Source organism: Paenibacillus sp. JMULE4, assembly GCF_013337105.1.
Lineage (GTDB): Bacteria > Bacillota > Bacilli > Paenibacillales > NBRC-103111 > Paenibacillus_G > Paenibacillus_G naphthalenovorans.
The window spans coordinates 279229-298543 of the sequence record NZ_SGWF01000010.1 but is presented as its reverse complement, the minus strand read 5'-3'; the positions used below and the strand labels follow the sequence as shown (position 1 = coordinate 298543).

Here is a 19315-nt window from a genome sequence, read left to right as displayed (position 1 = left end):
CTATTTAGAAGGGATCAGCACGGATCCCTCCATGAGTCTTCGAGCACTGCGGCTCATGACCACTTTTTTCACGATCCAGCCTGTTTCCTCTTGTGCGGCATCAGCACCTGCCGTTAAGGTACCGGAGGGGTGACCAAAACAAAGTGCTGACTTGGTGTCACCTAAAATCTTACTGACAATCGTTCCCGGAATTGCAGCTGCAGCGGCGATCGCAACAGCACCCGTACCGGTCATGGCATGATGAAGTTTACCCATGGAAAGAATGCGTGCCAAAATATCAATCCCCTCCGCTCGCACTTCTTTTCCGTCGGACGCCGTGTAGCTCGCCGGTTCTCCGAAAAATGCGATTTTCGGCGTGTGCTGACGCTTCGTCATGACATATTCGACGTTATCGGCCAGACCCATGGCCACAGCTCCATGAGCCCGAATCGCTTCAAAGCGGGCAAGAAGCTCCGCATTACCGTTGATATCCTGCTGCAGCTCCGTTCCCGTTAATCCCAAGGATGATGCCGAGACAAAGATAGCAGGGTTTCCGGCATTCATTAAGGTGACCTCCACCTCTCCCACACCTGGTACCGGAAGTACATCTATTGGATTTCCTGTAGGGAACATGGCTCCTCCCTCCTCATCCCCATCGCCCGCACCCGGATCTAGAAATTCCAATTTAATTTCCGCTGCGGGGAAAGTGACACCATCCAGCTCGAAATCACCCAACTCTTGCACCTCTCCATCCTTCATCGGGACATGAGCAATAATCTTCTTGCCGATATTTGCTTGCCAGATATTTATTGCAGCCACTCCATCCCGCGGAGTGTCTACCAGGCCTCTATGTATGGCAAAAGGCCCTACAGCCGCAGTAAGATTTCCACAGTTCCCGCTCCAGTCCACCAACGGTTGTCCGATGGCAACCTGTCCGAATAAATAATCTACATCACATCCCGGCCGATTACTTTTACTGATAATGACGACCTTGCTCGTACTCGATGTAGCCCCGCCCATACCATCAATCTGCTGACCATACGGATCCGGACTACCTATAATACGTAATAATACTCCATCACGCTCAGTTGGATCGGCCGGTAAATCATCCGGTACGAAAAACACCCCCTTGCTTGTTCCGCCACGCATATATATTGCCGGGATTTTGATTTGTTTTCCCCATTTACTCATGACCGTTGTACCTCCATTTCCTTTATCTTTGCCTCTCTTCTTTTTGACTCAACGCCAGTTTATTTCGCAGCACCATCTGCAACACTCCACCGTGGCGATAGTAATCAATCTCGACTTCACTATCGAATCTTACCGCCGCTTCAAACGTTTTTTGCGTTCCATCCTCGTCCGCTGCCGTTACTTTAACAAGCTGCCGCGGCTTGATGTCTTCGAAAATGAGGATTTGATATTCTTCTTTAGCAGTTTCCCCTTCTTTAAACTGAAGAGGAAGTACGCCCATTAGAGCGAGATTGCTGCGATGGAAGCGCTTCATTATAGTATAACATCCAGGTTTGTCTTATGATGCGGTTTCCCTCTTTGTCTGTGATGTCTACTTTATTGATCTCCGCATCCTTAGCTACAATGAGCTCGGCACGATGGCATATCCTAACCCGTTGATAATCATTTCTCTGCACGTGTCGACTTTATCCACTTTTATTCCGATAAAAGGCGGTTCAGAATAGTTATCCATCCACCAATTATCCAGCGCTGCTTTAAAGACTTGAAACTCTACCATCGGATATTTCAATTTAACTGCTTCAAAATGCCCGGAAGTTTATATTTTGAAAAGTAATTGGAGACGCGGATCCTTAAGGTTCCGGACACTTGGCGATCCATGCTTTTTACTTTCTCCCGGCGGAAATATGAGCCAATCTTGTTCCTCCAATGTCTTAGCCCCCTCTTCCAATCTATAAATAACATACTATAGCTGAACGAATCAGATATGCAAGTTGGTTATGTCTAACCATGCAAAATTAGTATTTTTAATTCATTATACTTCTATGATTAAATGTTAATAGGCAGCTACTCATGTTAAGAACGGAGGAACATAGATGAAGGATATTGTGAGCTTGTTTCAAGAAATTCCGACCACTTGTATATCCGATGCTTTGCAAGGAATGAATAACCTGGATCCCGGCATTAAACCTTTAAAGGAGCAGTATAGAGTTGCGGGCAGAGCTTTTACAGTTAAAATGCCTGTCGGAGACAATCACGCTGTACTTCGGGCAATATCCGAAGCTAAACCCGATGATATTCTTGTCATCGATGCTAAAGGAGATACGTACCGTGCAGTGGCCGGCGACTTTGTCGTGGGCATGGCACAAACCTTAGGAATAAAAGGTATCGTTGTTGACGGAGTCATCCGCGATATTCATGGGATCAGGGAGCTGAATTATCCGGTCTTTTGCAAAGGGACCACGGTTGCTGCGAGCGGCAAAGCGGGAGGAGGGGAAATTAACGTACCTATCTCTTGCGGCGGGGTTTCGATCCAACCCGGTGATATCATTGTCGGGGATGTGGACGGGGTTGTCGTTGTCCCTAAGGACATAGAAACAACGATTCTCCATAAAGCTTTGGATAAGTTGAAAAAGGATCAAGAGCGAGAAGAGCTTGTTTCCGGGGATCAGGAAGCAATAAGAAAGCATCTTGATTCAATACTCTCCAAGTAAGACTTATGGGCAAAGAGAAAAGCTGATCTCCTATGCGGAAATCAGCTTTTATTTTTGTCTCTATCCTCTACCGTAAATGTTGGGCTTCATTCCCTCATTCGCCCGATTCCCTGCACGATCCGCTCAGGTTATGTAACGGCGGAAACAATATAGCTTTGCCGCCTATCCGCCTCCAATGATTATCGTATCAAGTTCCCCTTCCACCTCCATATCCTCCATTCGAATTCGGCTCATTCCCCTTCTTTGACGAACCGCTCAATCCGGCTTTTAATGGAATCGCGAACAGTACGGAATTGGCTCATTATTTCATCTTCCGTTCCAACAGCTTTTGCCGGATCATCAAACCCCCAGTGCCATTTTGTAACGTTCTTGTTGGAGATTACGGGGCAATGCTCATCGGCGTGGCCGCACAAGGTAATGACATAGTCGGCCCGATTCAAAATATCGGGATCGATCACGTCCGAGGTATTGTGACTAATATCCACACCGGCTTCCTTCATTACTTGTACTGCCCGAGGATTTACCCCATGCGCTTCAAGCCCTGCGCTTTTTACTTCGTAATTATCACCACCTAATGCTTTTAAAAAGCCATCCGCCATCTGGCTTCTGCAGGAATTGCCGGTACACAAAAAGTAAACTAACGGTTTTTTCTCCATGATGAACAATCTCCCTTTTAAATTGAACTATTCATGCATTCATCTGCAGATGCTGCAGAACATACAGCCATATATAAAGACCGGTAAGCGTAATGAACAATGTAGGTACGGTTAGCAGAATGCCGATTTTAAAATAATAACCCCAACTAATTTTTACGTTTTTCGTAGAAAGCACATGCAGCCAAAGCAGCGTAGCCAATGAGCCGATCGGTGTGATTTTCGGACCTAAATCCGAACCGATCACATTCGCATAGATGAGCGCCTCACGAATAAATCCGCCGGTTTGAGTGCCCTGGATCGCCAGCGCGTTAATCATGACTGTTGGCATGTTGTTCATAATGGAGGACAGGATTGCGGCAATAAAGCCCGTACCTACGGTAGCCGCAAAAAGTCCTTGGTCTGAGACCGTTTGAATGACACTGCCGAGCGCATCGGTAAGTCCGGCATTTCGAAGGCCATATACGACTACATACATACCGACGGAGAAGACCACAACTGCCCAAGGAGCATTCTTCACCAGTTTCCATGTATGGATTGCAGGGCTTTTTCTCGCAGCAAACAAAAACGCAATCGCAGCGATGCCTGCAATCAAGGATACAGGGAGCGAGAAAAATTCGCTGACGAAATAAGCGACGAGCAGTGCGGCTAAAATGACCCAAAATAGTTTAAATAGCCGCGGATCTTTAATGGCTTCCTCCGGTCTTCTCAATGAGGTCAGATTATAGTTTACCGGGATGCTTTTATGGAAATACAGATAGAGCACAACGAGGCTTGCGATGATAGAAAAGAAATTCGGAACGATCATACGGCTGGCGTATTCGGCAAAACCGATGTTGAAATAATCCGCGGATACGATATTGACTAAGTTACTGATGACAAGCGGCAAAGATGCTGTATCGGCAATAAAACCGCTGGCCATAATAAACGGCAAAATCATCCTTTCATCAAATTTCAATGCCCGAACCATTGCAAGCACAATCGGCGTGATAATCAGGGCTGCACCGTCATTGGCAAACAAGGCAGCGACCGCCGATCCCAACAGAATGATAAAAACAAACATAAGGAGTCCGTTTCCGCGTGCTAGCCGTGCCATATGTAAGGCTGCCCACTCGAAAAAACCAATTTCATCAAGAATCAGCGAGATTAAAATGATAGCCACAAAGGCCAATGTTGCATTCCATACGATACCGGTTACGGTGCCCACGTCCGTAAAGCTGACCACCCCGAACAATAAAGCGAGAATAGCTCCGGCACTCGCCGACCAGCCGATATTCAGTCCCCGCGGCTGCCAGATGACCAACGTCAAGGTAAATAAAAAATGAGAAATGCGATGATCGCCATGTTGTCCCCCACTTATTCGCAACAGTCGTTTTTCTTCTGATCGATCTTTAGTTTTAATGACGGGATATATTCTAAAATTGTCTGAATATATGGTTTATCATCAATATTTAATGAATAATAAACCCATTGGCCTTTACGTGTTTCGTTGACAAGCCCGGCTGATTTTAGTTTGCGCAAATGCTGGCTTGCATTCGGTTGAGACGTTTCCAACAAATCAACGATGTCGCATACACAAAGCGGCCGCTCTTTCAATAAAGCCATGATCGTTAACCGTGTTTTGTCTCCGAGCATTTTAAAGCTTTCCGACATTTCATTTATTTGTTCCATAGAGAACCTCCAATAAGAATGATAAAATAAATATATAATAATTCAATTATATAATCAATTGATTATATTTTAAAAAGATTGTAAAGAAGTTTATCATTTACCCCCTACCGAATCAGCAATGAGTTTAAATCCCCCTTACCATAACTGAACTTCAGCGGACTACATTCTTGGCCTAAATCAGGAATCGGAACAGATTCTTGACGTTGAATTGTAATGCAAACACCTCTCCCAATTTGTTTGAAACCATCTCGCCCTTTTCGTTACTGTGCTGCCGCAATGTCCAGCCCTTCTATAAACGAAATGATGTATTCGGCCGTCAACGCGGGAGCTTCCTTGTAAATCATGTGTCCCACTCCCTGAATCCGCTCTGTCCGCATCCCGGGCCTGAGCTGCTTCAATACCTTCAGTTCGCTCTCGCGAATGGTATCACCAAGCTCTACAAGCCCTTATTTTTTCTGTCCAACTTAGTGTAGCCGATCCACAATAGCATTCAAATACTGATGAGTTGTGAATTTCTGAATGCCCCGGACGTGTGCGGCGTCTGCCGTCAAATAGGTTTTCAATCGGGAGTTGCAGCGTTCTACGCTGGTGCGTTCGTCGTAAAGTTCCTTCCAACGCTTTGTATCCCGATGAGGAACACTGTATCGCCGGAGATCATCCTTGGCATTGACTTTGACGACCATTCCATAATTTGATGACGAGCAGGCAGCCATGCCAAGCGGACAGTCGACTTTACCCGTGGCATGCGGGCAGCGAAATTTAAGCATATCGCGTCGTTTCCCCAGTATGTCATCGCATAGCCCATGGAACAGCACGGTGTTCCGTTCGAGGTCATGCCAGCAGACGGTTCCTTCTCCCCCCTAAGATTAAGGGGAATGATGGCTTGTGCATTGACGTTGCGGGCGGCCTCATAAACTTTCATTTGGTCGTAGCCCGCATCGAGTACGAAAAAGCGCGTGCTCGTCCTGGACGCTGCTTTCTCGATTAGGCTCGGCGCCATTTCTCCATCATTGACGTGCGCCGGCGTTACTTCCAAGGCGATCGGCAATTCACTTTTCGTATCGACCGCCAGATGAATTTTGTAACCAAACCATGTGATTTTATTACCGAAGGAATCTAATTTTGCGCCCCAGTTTGCAATTGCCCGTTTGCGCGCTTTTGCGTTTGGGTTGCTTTTTCTCGTAAGCACGGAGAGCGGCGCTGTCAATGGCGACGTTACTGCCATCCAGGATGCCTTCCTGTTGACAGCGTGTGACCAAATCCTCAAAAAGCTGTTTTGCCAAGCCCTTTTTCGTCAGTTCCGCGAAAACTCGGCTTAATGTGGATATAGAGGGAGCTTCCCGATCCAGCGGAAGACCACACTGATAACAAAACCGGAGATCCGTATCCAAACGATGATGCAATCCCGTAAAGGTATCGATTCCTTCAAGTGGCGCAGCCAAGAGTGCTCGTAGAATACCTTGTCTGCAGTATCCGTCAGCGCCTCGGGGTGAACGGCTCCTCAATTCCTTGGCATACGGCCTCAGATCGAGAGAGCTGAATAAGATGGGCAATCGCTCCTTGGGTTGTATTTTTAATAGTTCTTCGAAGGAAAACAGGCATACTTGGAGAATATACAAAGTGACTTCCTCCCTTGGTTGTTTTCGGGTTTGGTCACTTGAAAACTTCTCCAAGTTGGGGTGAAGTCCCTTTTTTATGTCTGAAAATCCTTACGGTTCAAGGCCTCAAATTACTGCAAAAGGCTCACATAAGAAAATTCAAAGAACTAATTCTTGGTTAATTTCAAAATCTTTCTTGCTTCATCGGGGGTTGCGATTTCCTTGCCTAATTCGGCAACAATACGCTTCGTTCTGTTCACAAACTCCGCATTGGATTTCGCTAAGACTCCGAGCTCGATTCCGCGGTAATCGACGGCTCGGGCGACATGCGTTTTCTTGGCAATGTCGGCTCCGACCACAAGGGTCGATTCGGTAATTTGTAGAATGCGTTGATTCTGCTTTTTGGATTGCTTATACTTCATGTAGAGCGTCCTCCTTCAATTAGGGCAGTGAATGTGCATCATTCCGAGACCCAGCATACAGGAGGCGCTTTTTTCATTCAAACCTCGAATTCATTCATTACAGGAATGGCTCCTTATATCATAGCATGTAAAAGGCGTTATGTTTTCTTATCGATTGCGTATTTTCGCCGTTTCAAGCTGCTTTTATTCAATGCTTCATTCCAGGCATGCTGCCCATATCGTGTCCGTTTCCTCCACCCGTATCAGGCTGCGTTCCCGCATGGGCATTGCCGCTGCCATGTCCTCCATGGCCTGCTCCGGATTCGGAGACGATCTCCAGCATGGCATCTATTTCCCCTTGTGCCGCGGCGCTCAGCACGTCTTCGCCCCCTGTTAACCAGGCATGATTGTAAGGTCCTTCCGCAGGAGTCCTCTTATACTTCGGCTGAATCGACATGACATAGGACATGACGGCCTCCGGCATGCTGTCCTTATCCGTCCAAAGCATCGGCGCATGTTTGCCCAAATGGGAGAACGGTGCGGCAGCCAGGGCCAAAGCCGGGGAATCCTTGCTCACGAAAGAGAAGTTGTGTCCCGGTGTTGTCATTCCCCACCCAAAATCCGTAACGGGATCTTTGTATTTCGCGAAGGCAACGGCATTTTCGTAAGGATCTTTCCCGGCGATCCGGACGACCCTTCCGAATTGCCCCAATTGGGTTTCCACACTGGCCGATACCACCGATTCCGGTCCAAGGATATAGATGTTTGCTTTGCCTCCCCGCGTCTTTAAAGCATCGACGGTTTCCTGCGGAATTTCGTCTTTTGTGACATAAAGCAGCGGTTCCGGCATATGGGCGATCCAGTTTACGGCAGGCATGGTATATTCCTGGCTATCCTTCGAACCCACGATCACTGAAGGAGGATTCTCTTTAGTGACATTCGCATAATAGGCATCAACCGCTTTGGCCACCGCCGCATGATTTCCGCCTGCAATCTTGTCCGTTTTCAGCCCAAGCTCCTTCACCTGTTCCTCTACCTTTGGATCGAGATCGCCGACCAGAATGACCTGGATACCGTTGTTCATGGGCACACCTGCAGGCTTTAACCGCTTCAACTCGTTCAAGGTGACTTCGGGAATCCCGTCTTTATCCACGAAAAGCACTGGGCCGTTATTCGGATGATGAATCAGATTCGCACTGACAAGCGCCGTTTGCCAATCGTCCGGATTCGCGAGCACGACACCGCCCGGTCTGTTCTCGTCGCCGGTAGCCATCCACAACGTTCGCGAAACCAGCACGGCCGCCTCCGCGGGATCACTCGTATTGATGCGTGTCGTGTTTTTCGATCCCACCCACGGCATGTTAACCGCCAAGACCGGTTGACTTTGTCCGGAACCGGCCTGCTGCTCCGCATTCCCCATGTTATGCCCCTCGTGCTGCGGGGAAGAATCCGTAGCATGGAAGCATCCCGTTAAGGCCAAGGCCGTAACCACGGAAACAATTCCGACTTTCATTGTTTTGTTCATTACACTCCACCTTCCTGTCTTTATGGTTTTTCATTTTGCGAGATTGTGCCCGCTAATGTCCAAACCAATCCGCTGCAATAAGAATAACCACCGCTTTTGAAGATCTTGTGAAGAATGATGATTTGCCGGTTAAAAAGAACGGCTTACTTTAGGAATTCGGATATAAAACGTGGTCCCCTGACTGCTTTCCGCCCAAATCTGTCCCCCGTGAGCGTTAACCAGCTTCTTTACGATGGTTAACCCCAAACCGCTGCCGCCGGTTTTCCGGTTTCGCGACTTGTCCCCCCGGTAAAACCGCTCGAAAATATACGGCAAATCCTCCCGCGCAATACCGCTGCCCGAATCCTGAACGGCAATAAGTACGTGTTGTTCCTCCTCTACAGCTTCAATTCGCACTTCCCCGCTCTCCGGAGTGTATTTGAGGGCATTGCCAAGCAGATTGACCAACACCTGAATCATGCGTTTGCGGTCCGCAACAATCCGGATGTCCGGACTGCAGCTAAACGAAAGCTTAATCTTTTTTTCAAGATAAGCGACGGAAACCAAGTCCACCCCTTTGGCAATCATGGAAACCAGAGGCTCTTCTTTTCGTTCCAAATGAAATGCCTGAGATTCCATATGGGTCAGGTCTTCCAGTTCTGCTACCATGTCCGTCAACCGTTCAATCTCCTCGTAGCAGGAATGGATGCGTTCCGGAGTCGGTTCCCAAACGCCGTCTTCAAACGCCCGCATATGGCTTTTTAAAGTGGCGAGCGGCGTTCGAAGTTCATGCGCGATGTCTTCGGTCATGGTGACCCGAAGTTGCTCTTGTTTGTGCAATTGCTCGGCCAGTTTGTTTAGCGAACTGCCCAATTCCGCAAGCTCGTCCTTGCCGTCGAGTTTCACCCTGGCGTCCAGCTGGCCGTCCGACATCCGTTCCGCGACCCGTTTCATGTCGACAAGGGGGGCCGAAATACGTTTCGCTGTATAAAACCGATCAAAACCGAAAGGACGATGGAACCGGCAAACGTCCACAAGATCGATTGAATGAGCGCCTGTTCCAAGTGATAACCCAGCTGCGGAAAATCATGATGCCCGCCTGCAGCCTGTGCCTGATACATGGAAATATGATAATGGGTTCCCCAAATAATGCTGACCGTCGAAATCAATAAAATGCCCGTCGCTATTGCAATGATCAGCATCGCCAGACGGGTGTGCAATCGCTTATTCATCGGGCACCACCTGAAAAGCGATAACCGTAACCATAAACTGTAACGATATATCGGGGGTTTTTCGGATCCGGCTCCATTTTGTGGCGTATATTTTGGGGTTTTCGGATCCGGCTCCATTTTGTGGCGTATATTTTAACATGCTGGTCAATGGTCCGAATATCGCCTTCGAATTCATAACCGAGCACTTTATCTGCCAATTCCTCACGTGAAAAATGCCGCTGCGGATATTTGGCCAAAGCAAGGAGCAGCGAGTATTCGTTCGGCGTTAAATTCACCGGTTCTCCATTGCGAAGGACGATTCGTTTCAGCGAATCGATCACCAAATGGCCATTGTTGAAGGCTATGCGGTCAGCAAGCAAATGACGGTCATCCGTTCGGCGCAGGATCGCCCGGACCCTGGCCACGACCTCGCGCGGATCGAAAGGCTTGGTCACATAATCATCGGCGCCAATGGACAAGCCTTTGATTCGATTGTTTTCCGACACTTTGGCGGTAAGCATGAGAATTGGAACGGAATGGTTTTGACGTATGGTTTGGCATACAAGCTCCCCCTCCATATCCGGCAGCATGAGATCGAGTATGACGAGATCGACCGGCAGGTTTTGCAGAGTATACAATGCCTCTTTTCCGGTTGCCGCTTCTAATGTTTTAAACCCTTCCTTGTTAAGATAGGACACCATGACATCGCGAATTTTCTCCTCGTCATCCACCACCAAAATCGTTTTCATGACCATCCTCCAAACACGTTTCTTTGATTACTTTACCACTGACTTGTGAAGAAATGATGTAGGCTTCCAACAATTCTTTCCATTCGCTTATATTTTGATAATAACCTTGTTCCCTGCTCATCCTATTTTCGTGTGAAACAGCGCGCCAGCCGTCACTTTTTTTCGCGAATTTCTTTGCAGATCTGTGTTTTCACCGAGTATCAGCATAATAGGAATTTTCTCCAACTGAGCCTCGCGGATTTTGTAGCCCAATTTTTCGTTACTCCCGTCGACCTGTCAGTGTCAAGCTAGTGTGGGCACCCAACTTAGGCATTGAATTACGATTTCTAAAAGCCCCCCTTGTCTTGAAAGCGTTTTGCCTTCTTCATCCTTTAATCCGTTTGTATTTTACAAAATTTGTATGTTTATCCTCTAAGCCCTTTGAGGGCCATTCCAGTTGTGCTGCTTTGCTTTGGCCCTTGTAAAAGCCGGATCATCCCCGTTACGCAGCCTTTCACCTGCCGCGTTACATTTCTCATCAATTGCCGCATGTTAACTTGCTTCGCTAGCTGCTTTTTCTCATGCCTTTGCTTCGAAATCTGGACGACATGGGCTTCCCTGCTTCTCATCATGGTTCGCAACATCGCCCTGACACCCCGCTCACTCCAGCTGTAGCCGCCTCGCTTCGTTCGCTTGGCAAATACCCTCATCTGGGACTCTGCGCTTCCCATGGGACGCATGGCGCTCGTGTCGATTCCTTTGGCTTGAAGCGTTTTTCGGTAGTCATCCAAATGTTTCTGGTGCCGCTTCAGATAGCTCTTGTACTGCTTCCAATCCTTTCGGTATTCTGCCGCAATCTCTTGCTCCGTCACGCCTTCCACAGCCGTCATCAATGCGGCTGCATCTTGCTTGGCAAGGGATTGTCTTACGGCCTCCCATACGCTCGGCAGATGACCGACAAATCGTTTCAAATCGCGGGCTACGTGGAATCGATCCAGCATGTACAAGCATTGATGAAAATACGATTCGCTTTCCCCTATCCACGCCGCTCCGTCTCCATTGACGACAAGCCATGTATTTTCATCAATCTCGTATCGCTCCACCAAAAAGTCCCCGAATCCTTCCCAAAAGTCACCGCTGGTCGTATGCAAATAATATTGCTTGTTCTTCAGTTCCACACGCTTGCCGTTTTTCTCCCAGCCTTCGTGTACAACGGCAATCGCGTTTTCCATTCCACGCCTCTTGCTCCGCTGCAGTTTCGTGTACAGGCCATCCACTTCCACAAACAACACGCGCGCCGCGCGTCGTTCTACAGCGTGCATTTCCCGCTCTGCATGAACCAGTAACATCTCTCGAATGGCCTGATGGCTTAGCACGCTGTACCCTAACAGTTGCTCCAGCCGTTTCGCGCTGTCGCGGTAGGACGGACCTTGGCTTGCGAATACAATAGCCGTCTCTTCCAAATGCGGACTTACTTTCCCGCGCCCTTCGAATTGAAGCATTCGATCCATCAAATACACATACTTGCCGCTCTGTCGGTCATGGTACAATCTCCGCTTGAAGCGTATGTTCCCAAACACGGTATTGACACTTGCTTCTCGCTCATCTTTCACTCGGTAACGCTCACGATCTCGTTGCTCCAGGATCTGCTGATCCAGCATCTCCAGCACCTTTTTCATGGCACTGGCGAACTCCTCCTGCATTTTCCGAAATATCCATTGCTCAAGCTCTTTCATCGTCGGCATTATTGTGGTAAAGTGGCTCACAGGAGCTTCCTCCTTCTTGGTGCGTGTTTCGGCAAACTCACTTTACCAAGGGAGAAGCTCTTTTTCTATGTTCGCTTTTTCCAATTCCTACACCCACGGAGATTTTACACTAACTGACAACTCATTTGTACCTTTAGGACAGTCACGTCTTCGCTTCCCACATTCCACAGACCTTCCCCATTTATTTAACCTCCATCCTTCCCTCTTATAGATTTATAGTTGTAAAGAAAATGCCCGTTGGAAATACTGGATAGGACATGAAATTTATTTTTTTGCTCCCCTTGTTTACATTTTAAGCTCTGATTCGTTGTAATAACGAAAGGATGAGGATGGTGGTTCAAGGATTCAATGAAGAAGTCATCAAAATGGTCATGAACAAGATATATCATTATCTTGTGAAAATCGGAGCGAACCCGGAGGATGCAAAAGACATCGTTCAAGATTCTTTTTACAAAGCAATCCTTTATATCGAAACCATTCCACCGGATAAATTTTCTTCATGGATGTTTAAAGTCGCGACGAATCAATTTTACGATCTGAGAAGGAAAACGAAAAAAATAAGCCATATCGAATTGGAAGAAAATTTAACGGCCAACCAAAAACTGATTGAGGACATGCTGCTTGCTCAAGAAGAAAAGAAAAAGATTTATGAAGTACTGCAGCAAATGAGCGATATATACAAGCACCTTCTGCTGCTCAAATATGATTTGGATTTATCGTACAAGGAAATCGCAAGTTTATTGGATATGAAAGAAGAAAAGGTGAAGACGTATTTGGCAAGAGCCAGACAGCACTTTAAAAAAAGATTTGGGAGGTACTACCATGAGTAACGAACATTACAACGATCACTCTGACGCAGCGGACGAACCGTTCGATACACAGAAACTGCAAACGATCGTGAAGAAAGCGCAGCGAAAAAGCCTGCTTCGAACGGCTATAACTTCAACGGTAGTTTTTTTTGCAGCGGCCATTCTCCTGTTCATTGGGTACATTATCATTCGAAATACTTTAAATGAACAAGGCTATCATGCGCTGGCAAGCAGAGAACATTTGAAAAAAATTTCAGGACCGAACACCTATATTATAAGTGCGCAATTTCAGCCACGTTTGTTTAAAGGTGAGATGGAATACATGTTAGTTAAAAAAATGGAAGACCGGATCATCCCCTGGGGTACCGTGAATATGGAATACTCCATTTTTGGAACGATGTCGAAAAGGTTCGGCAGCCATGAAGATGTACAAATCTATGAATCCAATGGTACAAGCAGGGTTTTCAACAAAGAAACCGGAGAACGGGAACTGCTGTTTTATCATCCCTCTCTTCCGTATACATCGATGATTAACGATTTGACGGTACTTCCGGCTATTCCAAATGACAAATACATTGAAATCGGATTATCTTTCGATAAATCGTATGCCTTGGAGGAAGTGGAGCGCTTATTGCCGGATGAAGTTCATGTGACCTGGTATTGGGTTAATACGATGGATGCTGAAGAATTGGCAGGATTTCATGACGATCAACAACCGTTAAGAGCGGAAACCAGTTACGGGTTTGATCGTTATAGAGATGGTTTAACCGCCAATGATCCGGCACAAAAACAAAGCGAAGAGGATTTTATCCGATTCGTCAAAATGGCTATAGAACAAAAGGATTATTATATTTCTGAATATCAAAGGATCTATAACGCCATAGAAAAAACAAAAAAGACGGTTTAATTATTGGAGCCGTAGTGACAGGGACTAGAGAAAGCCTTCTTACGCTTAAAGATCAACCATTTATCAGAGCAGCCGTATTGGGCGCTACAGTAGATCAATTTTGATCTATTTTGAAAAGCAAACATGGCTGCAGAAAGGAAAGTGAATACGTTGAAACATTTATTAGCCATCGAACTTAAAAAAAGGTTATCGATTAAGGTTGTAATGATTAGCCTGGCTTTTATATTTTTGCCGCTTCTCGTCGGTTTACCTTTAATCAACGGCGTATACGTCTTTTTTAGACCTATGGAGGTACATTCCCGGTTATTTGAGACCTCGGCCATCTCGTTATTATTTCCGGCATTGTTAGTTCCACTGCTTGCGAGCTCCTATGCCAAGGAAAAGAAAGATCATTTCCTTTCCTATGTACAGCCAAGGACTGATTTATCCGATTATGTTGTTGCAAAGGGACTTGCAAGTGCTATTGTGGCTTTTGTTGTCGCTTTCCTGATGATATTTATTCCCTTTTTATTCATTCAATATGTAGACCCGCTTTTTAATATGATCCAGTATACAACAGAATATTTCGAACGTGTTCGGGTCGGAACGTTTGAATTTTTAGCTGAAAAATCCTTTTTTCTTTATGGCGCAGTGTATTCACTATGGGTTGCCATCCATGGGGCACTTTATGTAACGATGGGTTATTTGCTTTCAATATACATTAATAACAAGTTCGTTGCTTTATCCATTCCATTTTTGTGGTGGTTTGTTGGGCACTATGTTACCGGGATATCCGGATTAGAAAAATTTTCACCGATTTATACCGTTTTTCCATTTGGAATAACTCCTCAGCCGATCTGGACAGTATTTGTTCCTTTGACAGCTTTGATTCTAGTCATCGTTATTTTGCTAACTCTGATAAAAACGAAGCAGATCGTTTGGGCTGATGAATGATGAAAGTTCAAGTGAAATTAATTTCATGGAAATGGTTGTTTGCTGCTATCCCGATTATCCTATATTCCTTAAGTGACAGACTGTCGATGCCGCTTTTCGAGCAGGAATACAACGTTTCCGCTAACTTTTGGGATTATGTATTGATACCGGCAAGTCATCCATACTTTATCCTGTATTATTTTTTCCCACTCATTGTGTTCGTATCTACGCTTTATATCAATAATACATTTGAATACACGATGCTTATACGGTTGGGCTCATATAGGAAGTGGATTTCTAAAAAGTTATGGGAACTGCTCTTTATTAATATTTTCTTTATGGCTATACTCATTGGATCTTTGCTCATCACTTCAATAAATACGCCGTTTTCAATGAATTGGAGCGATGTTGGCACAATGAATGTAGCTGGTAATGACATTCTTTATCATTTGCAATTACATTTTGCAACACCATTTATCGCAGCATTGTTACAAATTGTTTTGTTTATGTTTACACTCATCACGATTCAGCTTATGCTGTGCATCCTTTTTACAATATATAGGAAGCAGTCCATCCTGCATATTTTGAATGTACTGCTGTTCCTATGGGGTATTATTGGCTTTAAAGTTTTGCCATCCTCCATGAAATGGTTTTCCGTTGTAAACTATTTGAGTTTATTTCACGGGGTACTTTCTTTTCATAGTATAATCGCGCCTTTTGGGATCATCGCCTTAACTCTGCTGATGTTAGTCTTTATTGCCAACAAGATCGATTTAAATCACAGCAGCATAAAACAATATGCAATAAAAAAATCGCCAATATTCATTTATGGATTACTCTGCTTAATGGGGATATGGTTGAATACAGGCAAATACGCAAATGAGGGTTTGTCCATTTGGGACATTTTTATAGGCACATTTATGGGAACGACCAATGAAAGGTTTAGCCTTCTCTCCTTTACTTATTACGTAGTCGTTTTCTTAGGGGCGGTTTATCTTGTTCAATTGTTATTGCAGCAGCATCTATCGGAAATGAGTTTTTATACCATGATAAGATATCACTTTATGAACAAGTGGTTTTTAAGTTGGTTCCCCAAAATATTAAAATCAATCATCCTATTATTGCTGGCACTGCTTGCTGTAACCATGTTCATAGCGATGCTAAAAGGATATTCTCTTACCGTTCCGGAGAATGTATACCAAATTCTGTATCATTTTATGGTTAACGGGTTTTTGCAGCTGCTTTTTTATGTGCTTTTAGTCATCCTCATCTCTTTTGTTACAAAAGATGTCTTAAAAAGCTTTATTACTATGTTAGTGCTGACGATTTTTATGCTGCCGGGCTTTCGAATCCACAATATCATTCCGATGGGGTTAAATAGCATGGGTTATCTCCTTGAAAGCTCTTCAATCTATTTAACGTCAGCTCAGTTAGCAGCTTTTGTTGCGGCTGAAATCTTCATTTTATTATTTCTGTTAAACAAGAAAGACTATACCCTATAAAAAGAAAGGTGAAAGTGATGAATGGAATAGAATTAAGAAATGTAAGCAAATCATTCAAAGGATTATCTTTATTTGAGAATGTATCCGTGTCTTTTGAAAAAGGAAAAATATATGGAATTGTGGGCCACAATGGTTCCGGGAAATCTGTGCTTTTTAAAATGATGTGCGGTTTTGTTTTCCCCGACCAGGGAAGTGTTTTGGTCAATGGAATAGAGCTTGGGAAAAATAAAAGGTTTCCTGAGAACTTTGGAATCCTCATTGATAAGCCTGGATACTTAGGTGATAAAACCGGGTTTGAAAACCTGAAGTATCTGGCTGCTATACAAAATAAAATATCTGATGAGAAGATCAAAGAAACGTTGGAAATGGTAGGACTTCAATACACTTTAAAACAAAAGGTTAAACATTATTCCCTTGGAATGAAGCAAAAATTAGCTATTGCACAGGCGATCATGGAAGACCAGGATGTCTTGCTTCTGGATGAACCATTTAACGGGTTAGACGTGGATAGTGTAGAAAATATTAGGAATCTGCTAAAAAGTTTAAATCAAGAAGGGAAAACCATTATCTTAACCAGCCATCATAACGAAGATATAGAGCTTCTTTGTGAGCATGTGTTTAGAGTGAGAAATTGTACTTTAGAACAACTGAAATGAGTCTGTCAAGAATTTTGTGTAAACTCGGTTATGCCAAAGTTTGGTGCCGGACTTGACATGGAGCCTCCAGCGGGCATGACTTTTCGCGATTGGGCGATACTGGAAAGTCGGTATCGCGTGGCTAACCAGCCTATCATGCCCGCCTCTCCATGTAAAGTCCTTTAGCGGACATGTACGCGGTCAGGGAAGTGCACCGTGAGTTGCAGCAAGATTTGTCCCCAGTTTTGAACACGACCTGTCCACTTGCGAAGAACGTCCATTGTCGCAAGATACAGCATCTTGAGCAGCGATTCATCGTTCGGAAAAATACTTTTTCCTTTTGTGACTTTACGAAGCTGGCGGTGGTAGCTTTCAATCATATTCGTCGTGTAGATTAATTTACGCAGTTCTGGCGAGTATTTAAAAAACGTTGCGAGTTCATCCCAATTGTTTCGCCATGAACGTATGATCAGTGGATATTGCTTGCCCCAAACCGCCTCAAATTGTTCCAATTCCTGCAAAGCAGCTTCCTCCGTTGGAGCGGTATAAATCGGGCGTAGCGCGGCAGTAACCTTCTTCAAATCTTTGTAGGATACGTATTTGATTGAATTGCGGATTTGATGGATGATACACTTCTGAATCTCTGTCTGCGGGTAGCATGCGGCAATGGCATCGCTAAATCCTTTCAGATTATCGACGCAGATGATGAGAATGTCTTGGACGCCGCGATTCCTCAGATCGGTTAGAACACTCAGCCAGAACTTCGCGGACTCGTTCTCGCCAATCCAAATGCCTAGTACATCCTTGTAACCCTCTAAATCAATGCCTACGACCATGTAAGCGGCTTTGTTGATAATTTGCCCGTCCTGCTTCACTTTGAAGTGAATGGCGTCCATGAAGACGACGGAATAGACATTTTGTAAAGGGCGATTCTGCCATTCTTTGATAAGCGGCATAATTTTAGCCGTTACATTGGAAATGAGTGTTGGGGAGACGTCGATGCCGTACAACTGGTTTAGATGATCCTGGATATCTCTTGTGCTCATTCCTTTGGAGTACATGGATATGATCTGATCCTCGATGCCGGTGACCTGTGTCTGATGCTTCTTGACAACCATCGGTTCAAATTCGCCGAGTCGATCACGTGGGACTTCAATTTCGACCTCACCATACTCCGACGTTACTGTTTTCTTGCTATGTCCGTTGCGGCTATTGCGAGTCTCCTTATTCTTTATATCATGCTTGGCGTAGCCGAGTTCCGTTTCCAGTTCGGCTTCCAACATTTCCTGAAGTGTCTCCGCAAAGAGTTCCTTCAACGTTTTCTGTACGTCTTCGACGGTTTTCAAGTTATTGTCTTTGATGAATTGGCGCAGTTGATCTTTTGGTAGTAATTTCATGATGTGTTCTCCCTCAACCTTTCGTTAATCTCCATTGTAATAGATTTAGGTTTGAGAGTTTACACAAAATATTTTACAGTCCCACTGAAATAGAGGAAGCCACTCTTCTCCCGAGTGGCTTCTCATTTCCCGGCTCGCTGCCATACCCGCGCAACGGCCACTCTAGTGCCACCCCATCTGAAAGGCTGTTTCAACAGGAAGCTTCATTGCTGCTCTCCTTGCTTTTCTTCTTCGCCTTTTGCTGAATTCTCCCTCTCTTTCAGGTAAGGGATCAGATCGGCCCAGTCGTAATCTTCGACGTAGTACTCCTGGACGCTGTACTTGCAGGTGTTGGTGTCGGCCAAGGATTTAGGGCCTGGGAACCCGATGACCTTCCAGTTGACATGATCCTTGTTGCCCCCGTAGACCGGGTCGCAATAAAACCCCTGCCGGGTGTGGAGCACCAAAGCACTGAAGAAGTCCATGCCCTCGTCGAACGAGCCCTGAAGAAAGGTACTGTGGTCCCCTTCCGTAGTGAGGGAAATGGGCTGCGGCTTCGGCCTCCCAGAAAGGGCCACCAGAACCTCATCCTGCCGGTCGTCGCTCAAGTCCTTGAAAGCGGCGCCGAACTTCTCGCGGGAGATTTCGTCCAGTTTCCGGATCCCCTGACGGTAGTTCTCCTGCATTTCGGCGATACGCTCCCGCCAGGCATCGGCCTCTTTGCCCTCCAGCATCAGAAATCCGCTTCCGTCGGCAGCTGCATAGATGTATTCAATGCCCGAAAGGTAATGGTCGATGAAGCGGACCACGCCAGCCTCCCGAGCGCCGGGGTCGTGGTCAGTTGGGATGATCCGGGCAGTCGCGGCTTCGATCGTCTCCCACTCATGCTGCTCGAAGAACAAGGGCTTGTTGGATTCGTGATCCACTGGAGACCCCATGACGGGCCAATCTGCTTTGCTTGTCATGAAACCTACCTCCTCTA

Annotated in this window: 18 protein-coding genes and 5 pseudogenes; 7 read left to right on the top strand and 16 right to left on the bottom strand. The window is 45.7% G+C overall.

Annotation, left to right across the window (positions count from 1 at the left end):
- Both prpF and EXW96_RS03670 read right to left on the bottom strand, forming a co-directional pair.
- A complete protein-coding gene (gene prpF / locus EXW96_RS03675; RefSeq protein WP_174349908.1) occupies positions 1-1170 on the bottom strand; it encodes a 2-methylaconitate cis-trans isomerase PrpF in 1170 nt (389 codons plus the stop codon).
- Between the two features lie 22 nt (positions 1171-1192).
- Positions 1193-1480, bottom strand: a pseudogene (locus EXW96_RS03670) (hypothetical protein); the annotation flags it as partial.
- Positions 1481-2042: 562 nt separating this feature from the next.
- Between EXW96_RS03670 and EXW96_RS03665 the strand changes: the two are divergent.
- Positions 2043-2660 (top strand): RraA family protein, encoded by a 618-nt coding sequence (locus EXW96_RS03665; RefSeq protein ID WP_074729221.1) that lies wholly within the window; start codon positions 2043-2045, stop codon positions 2658-2660.
- Between the two features lie 230 nt (positions 2661-2890).
- Here the strand turns inward: EXW96_RS03665 and arsC are convergent, their stop codons facing one another.
- From arsC to EXW96_RS03605, 12 genes and pseudogenes are all read right to left on the bottom strand, one after another.
- Complete coding sequence (gene arsC, locus EXW96_RS03660) at positions 2891-3316, bottom strand: arsenate reductase (thioredoxin) (protein WP_174349907.1); 426 nt, start codon at positions 3314-3316, stop codon at positions 2891-2893.
- Between the two features lie 31 nt (positions 3317-3347).
- Positions 3348-4679: an arsenic transporter gene (locus EXW96_RS03655; protein WP_217437238.1), complete on the bottom strand. Its 1332-nt coding sequence runs from the start codon at positions 4677-4679 to the stop codon at positions 3348-3350.
- Positions 4670-4984, bottom strand: a complete 315-nt coding sequence (locus EXW96_RS03650; RefSeq protein ID WP_074729217.1) for an ArsR/SmtB family transcription factor — start codon at positions 4982-4984, stop codon at positions 4670-4672. The genes EXW96_RS03655 and EXW96_RS03650 overlap by 10 nt, the downstream gene beginning before the upstream one ends.
- A gap of 260 nt (positions 4985-5244) precedes the next feature.
- Positions 5245-5382 (bottom strand): hypothetical protein, encoded by a 138-nt coding sequence (locus EXW96_RS03645; protein ID WP_174349906.1) that lies wholly within the window; start codon positions 5380-5382, stop codon positions 5245-5247.
- A 66-nt stretch (positions 5383-5448) separates the two neighbouring features.
- Positions 5449-6603 (bottom strand): annotated as a pseudogene (locus EXW96_RS03640) (transposase).
- A gap of 146 nt (positions 6604-6749) precedes the next feature.
- Positions 6750-6842, bottom strand: coding sequence for a hypothetical protein (locus EXW96_RS28465; RefSeq protein ID WP_375256438.1), 93 nt, complete (start codon positions 6840-6842; stop codon positions 6750-6752).
- 27 nt (positions 6843-6869) lie between these two features.
- Positions 6870-7004 (bottom strand): annotated as a pseudogene (locus EXW96_RS28460) (IS110 family transposase); the annotation flags it as partial.
- Positions 7005-7191: 187 nt separating this feature from the next.
- Complete coding sequence (locus EXW96_RS03625; RefSeq protein ID WP_174349905.1) at positions 7192-8508, bottom strand: cell wall-binding repeat-containing protein; 1317 nt, start codon at positions 8506-8508, stop codon at positions 7192-7194.
- A gap of 129 nt (positions 8509-8637) precedes the next feature.
- Positions 8638-9719: pseudogene (locus EXW96_RS03620) on the bottom strand (sensor histidine kinase).
- Positions 9716-10447 (bottom strand): response regulator, encoded by a 732-nt coding sequence (locus EXW96_RS03615; RefSeq protein ID WP_174349904.1) that lies wholly within the window; start codon positions 10445-10447, stop codon positions 9716-9718. Before EXW96_RS03615 ends, EXW96_RS03620 begins: the two are co-directional and overlap by 4 nt.
- 186 nt (positions 10448-10633) lie before the next feature.
- Positions 10634-10723: pseudogene (locus EXW96_RS28455) on the bottom strand (His/Gly/Thr/Pro-type tRNA ligase C-terminal domain-containing protein); the annotation flags it as partial.
- Positions 10724-10851: 128 nt separating this feature from the next.
- A complete protein-coding gene (locus tag EXW96_RS03605) occupies positions 10852-12192 on the bottom strand; it encodes an ISLre2 family transposase (RefSeq protein ID WP_174349902.1) in 1341 nt (446 codons plus the stop codon).
- Between the two features lie 329 nt (positions 12193-12521).
- Between EXW96_RS03605 and EXW96_RS03600 the strand changes: the two genes are divergently transcribed.
- The 6 genes from EXW96_RS03600 to EXW96_RS03575 are packed head-to-tail and all read left to right on the top strand — an operon-like array spanning position 12522 to position 16978.
- Positions 12522-13022, top strand: a complete 501-nt coding sequence (locus EXW96_RS03600; protein WP_062408318.1) for an RNA polymerase sigma factor — start codon at positions 12522-12524, stop codon at positions 13020-13022.
- Positions 13015-13908: an anti sigma factor C-terminal domain-containing protein gene (locus tag EXW96_RS03595; protein ID WP_174349901.1), complete on the top strand. Its 894-nt coding sequence runs from the start codon at positions 13015-13017 to the stop codon at positions 13906-13908. Before EXW96_RS03600 ends, EXW96_RS03595 begins: the two co-directional genes overlap by 8 nt.
- Positions 13908-14012 (top strand): hypothetical protein, encoded by a 105-nt coding sequence (locus tag EXW96_RS28750; RefSeq protein WP_483874531.1) that lies wholly within the window; start codon positions 13908-13910, stop codon positions 14010-14012. Before EXW96_RS03595 ends, EXW96_RS28750 begins: the two co-directional genes overlap by 1 nt.
- A gap of 46 nt (positions 14013-14058) precedes the next feature.
- Positions 14059-14841, top strand: coding sequence for an ABC transporter permease (locus tag EXW96_RS03585; RefSeq protein ID WP_174349899.1), 783 nt, complete (start codon positions 14059-14061; stop codon positions 14839-14841).
- On the top strand, positions 14838-16322 hold the full coding sequence (locus EXW96_RS03580; protein ID WP_174349898.1) for a hypothetical protein: 1485 nt from the start codon (positions 14838-14840) through the stop codon (positions 16320-16322). The genes EXW96_RS03585 and EXW96_RS03580 overlap by 4 nt, the downstream gene beginning before the upstream one ends.
- A 17-nt stretch (positions 16323-16339) precedes the next feature.
- Positions 16340-16978, top strand: a complete 639-nt coding sequence (locus EXW96_RS03575) for an ABC transporter ATP-binding protein (RefSeq protein ID WP_074729906.1) — start codon at positions 16340-16342, stop codon at positions 16976-16978.
- Positions 16979-17139: 161 nt separating this feature from the next.
- On the opposite strand, the gene EXW96_RS03570 is transcribed toward EXW96_RS03575, so the two are convergent.
- Positions 17140-18354 carry an IS256 family transposase gene (locus tag EXW96_RS03570; protein WP_127607660.1) on the bottom strand — a complete coding sequence of 405 codons (1215 nt, stop codon included), beginning with the start codon at positions 18352-18354 and terminating at the stop codon, positions 17140-17142.
- A gap of 203 nt (positions 18355-18557) precedes the next feature.
- Positions 18558-19298 (bottom strand): gluconate 2-dehydrogenase subunit 3 family protein, encoded by a 741-nt coding sequence (locus EXW96_RS03565; protein ID WP_174349897.1) that lies wholly within the window; start codon positions 19296-19298, stop codon positions 18558-18560.
- Positions 19299-19315: the final 17 nt, after the last annotated feature.

What these genes read in the sequence shown, in the direction of transcription:
- prpF (WP_174349908.1), bottom strand. Translation starts at nt 1,170, where the DNA reads ATGAGTAAATGGGGAAAACAAATCAAAATCCCGGCAATATATATGCGT.
- EXW96_RS03665 (WP_074729221.1), top strand. Translation starts at nt 2,043, where the DNA reads ATGAAGGATATTGTGAGCTTGTTTCAAGAAATTCCGACCACTTGTATA.
- arsC (WP_174349907.1), bottom strand. Translation starts at nt 3,316, where the DNA reads ATGGAGAAAAAACCGTTAGTTTACTTTTTGTGTACCGGCAATTCCTGC.
- EXW96_RS03650 (WP_074729217.1), bottom strand. Translation starts at nt 4,984, where the DNA reads ATGGAACAAATAAATGAAATGTCGGAAAGCTTTAAAATGCTCGGAGAC.
- EXW96_RS03625 (WP_174349905.1), bottom strand. Translation starts at nt 8,508, where the DNA reads ATGAACAAAACAATGAAAGTCGGAATTGTTTCCGTGGTTACGGCCTTG.
- EXW96_RS03615 (WP_174349904.1), bottom strand. Translation starts at nt 10,447, where the DNA reads ATGAAAACGATTTTGGTGGTGGATGACGAGGAGAAAATTCGCGATGTC.
- EXW96_RS03600 (WP_062408318.1), top strand. Translation starts at nt 12,522, where the DNA reads ATGGTGGTTCAAGGATTCAATGAAGAAGTCATCAAAATGGTCATGAAC.
- EXW96_RS03595 (WP_174349901.1), top strand. Translation starts at nt 13,015, where the DNA reads ATGAGTAACGAACATTACAACGATCACTCTGACGCAGCGGACGAACCG.
- EXW96_RS03580 (WP_174349898.1), top strand. Translation starts at nt 14,838, where the DNA reads ATGATGAAAGTTCAAGTGAAATTAATTTCATGGAAATGGTTGTTTGCT.
- EXW96_RS03575 (WP_074729906.1), top strand. Translation starts at nt 16,340, where the DNA reads ATGAATGGAATAGAATTAAGAAATGTAAGCAAATCATTCAAAGGATTA.
- EXW96_RS03570 (WP_127607660.1), bottom strand. Translation starts at nt 18,354, where the DNA reads ATGAAATTACTACCAAAAGATCAACTGCGCCAATTCATCAAAGACAAT.
- EXW96_RS03565 (WP_174349897.1), bottom strand. Translation starts at nt 19,298, where the DNA reads ATGACAAGCAAAGCAGATTGGCCCGTCATGGGGTCTCCAGTGGATCAC.